Below are 2,945 nucleotides of genomic sequence, written 5' to 3'. Positions count from 1 at the left end.
AAGATTGTCCGGCGGTGTCCTACTCTCCCACACCCTCCCGAGTGCAGTACCATCGGCGCTGGAGGGCTTAGCTTCCGGGTTCGGAATGTGACCGGGCGTTTCCCCTCCGCCATGACCGCCGTAACTCTATGAACATGTCAACCAACCCCACAACACGCGGGTGGTGTTTGTTCAGAGTTGCACAGTGGACGCGTAGCAGCTTAGTAGTCAAGTCCTCGGCCTATTAGTACCGGTCAACTGAACCCGTTACCGGGCTTACATTTCCGGCCTATCAACCCAGTCGTCTAGCTGGGGGCCTTACCCCACAAAGTGGGTGGGATACCTCATCTTGAAGCGAGCTTCCCGCTTAGATGCTTTCAGCGGTTATCCCTTCCGAACGTAGCTAACCAGCCGTGCCCCTGGCGGGACAACTGGCACACCAGAGGTTCGTCCGTCCCGGTCCTCTCGTACTAGGGACAGCCCTTCTCAAGTATCCTACGCGCACGGCGGATAGGGACCGAACTGTCTCACGACGTTCTAAACCCAGCTCGCGTACCGCTTTAATGGGCGAACAGCCCAACCCTTGGGACCTGCTACAGCCCCAGGATGCGACGAGCCGACATCGAGGTGCCAAACCATCCCGTCGATATGGACTCTTGGGGAAGATCAGCCTGTTATCCCCGGGGTACCTTTTATCCGTTGAGCGACACCGCTTCCACATGCCAGTGCCGGATCACTAGTCCCGACTTTCGTCCCTGCTCGACCTGTCAGTCTCACAGTCAAGCTCCCTTGTGCACTTGCACTCAACACCTGATTGCCAACCAGGCTGAGGGAACCTTTGGGCGCCTCCGTTACCCTTTAGGAGGCAACCGCCCCAGTTAAACTACCCACCAGACACTGTCCCTGAACCGGATAACGGTCCGAAGTTAGATACCCAAATCAACCAGAGTGGTATTTCAAGATTGCCTCCACCCATACTGGCGTATGGACTTCACCGGCTCCCACCTATCCTACACAAGCTAATTCAGATACCAATGTCAAGCTATAGTAAAGGTCCCGGGGTCTTTCCGTCCTGCCGCGCGTAACGAGCATCTTTACTCGTAATGCAATTTCGCCGGGCCTGTGGTTGAGACAGTGGGGAAGTCGTTACGCCATTCGTGCAGGTCGGAACTTACCCGACAAGGAATTTCGCTACCTTAGGATGGTTATAGTTACCACCGCCGTTTACTGGCGCTTAAGTTCTCCGCTTCGCCCCGAAGAGCTAACAGGTCCCCTTAACGTTCCAGCACCGGGCAGGCGTCAGTCCATATACATCGAATTACTTCTTCGCATGGACCTGTGTTTTTAGTAAACAGTCGCTTCCCCCTGCTCTCTGCGGCCATACAACGCTCCACCCGCGCGGGGCTTCACGTCTCCGGCCCCCCTTCTCCCTAAGTTACGGGGGCAATTTGCCGAGTTCCTTAACCACAGTTCGCCCGATCGCCTCGGTATTCTCTACCTGACCACCTGTGTCGGTTTGGGGTACGGGCCGCTAAGAACTCGCTAGAGGCTTTTCTCGGCAGCATAGGATCACTGACTTCACCTGAATCGGCTCGGCATCACGTCTCAGCCTATGTGGCGTGCGGATTTGCCTACACGCCGGCCTACACGCTTACCCCGGCACAACCACCGGCCGGGCTCAGCTACCTTCCTGCGTCACCCCATCGCTTGACTACTACCCGCCAGGTTCCCACGCTCCCCACCCGCAGTCCGAAGACCTTGGATGGTTTGGGTGGTTAGCACAACGAGGTTCGTCAGGGTCGCTCTTTCGCGGGTACGGGAATATCAACCCGTTGTCCATCGACTACGCCTCTCGGCCTCGCCTTAGGTCCCGACTCACCCAGGGCGGATTAGCCTGGCCCTGGAACCCTTGGTCATCCGGCGGAAGGGTTTCTCACCCTTCTTTCGCTACTCATGCCTGCATTCTCACTCGTGCCGCGTCCACAACTGGGTCACCCCGCTGCTTCACCCCCGGCACGACGCTCCCCTACCCATCCACACACCTGCATACCCCATCAAGGAGGCACGAAGTTAAAATGTGAATGCCACAGCTTCGGCGGTGTGCTTGAGCCCCGCTACATTGTCGGCGCGGAACCACTTGACCAGTGAGCTATTACGCACTCTTTAAAGGGTGGCTGCTTCTAAGCCAACCTCCTGGTTGTCTATGCGACCCCACATCCTTTTCCACTTAGCACACGCTTAGGGGCCTTAGCTGGTGATCTGGGCTGTTTCCCTCTCGACTACGAAGCTTATCCCCCGCAGTCTCACTGCCGCGCTCTCACTTACCGGCATTCGGAGTTTGGCTGATTTCGGTAAGCTTGTGGGCCCCCTAGACCATCCAGTGCTCTACCTCCGGCAAGAAACACGCGACGCTGCACCTAAATGCATTTCGGGGAGAACCAGCTATCACGGAGTTTGATTGGCCTTTCACCCCTAACCACAGGTCATCCCCCAACTTTTCAACGTTGGTGGGTTCGGCCCTCCACGCGGTCTTACCCGCGCTTCAGCCTGCCCATGGCTAGATCACTCCGCTTCGGGTCTAGAGCATGCGACTAAAAACGCCCTATTCAGACTCGCTTTCGCTACGGCTCCCCCACACGGGTTAACCTCGCCACATGCCACTAACTCGCAGGCTCATTCTTCAAAAGGCACGCCGTCACCCCGCAAGGCTCCGACGGATTGTAGGCGAACGGTTTCAGGTACTATTTCACTCCCCTCCCGGGGTACTTTTCACCATTCCCTCACGGTACTCGTCCGCTATCGGTCACCAGGAAGTATTTAGGCTTACCAGGTGGTCCTGGCAGATTCACGGCAGATTTCAGGAGTCCGCCGCTACTCGGGAACACCCACAGAAGACCAGCAGCTTTCACCTACCGGACTATCACCGTCTACGGTCAGCCATTCCAGACTGTTCGACTAACCACTGG

At 57.0% G+C, this 2,945-nt stretch carries 1 rRNA gene and 1 other annotated feature (1 of these 2 cut by a window edge); the gene reads right to left on the bottom strand.

What is annotated here, in order from left to right:
• Positions 1-6 precede the first annotated feature (6 nt).
• Positions 7-123 (bottom strand): 5S ribosomal RNA (gene rrf, locus ACGFIA_RS28615).
• 81 nt (positions 124-204) lie between these two features.
• Positions 205-2,945, bottom strand: a sequence feature (most likely nonfunctional fraction of RNA operon) (it continues 1,641 nt past the right edge of the window).

The organism is Micromonospora sp. NPDC049203 (assembly GCF_043197215.1).
In the GTDB taxonomy this organism is placed as follows: domain Bacteria; phylum Actinomycetota; class Actinomycetes; order Mycobacteriales; family Micromonosporaceae; genus Micromonospora.
The sequence above is the reverse complement of the archived record's forward strand: the minus strand, read 5'-3'. Positions and strand labels throughout refer to the sequence as shown.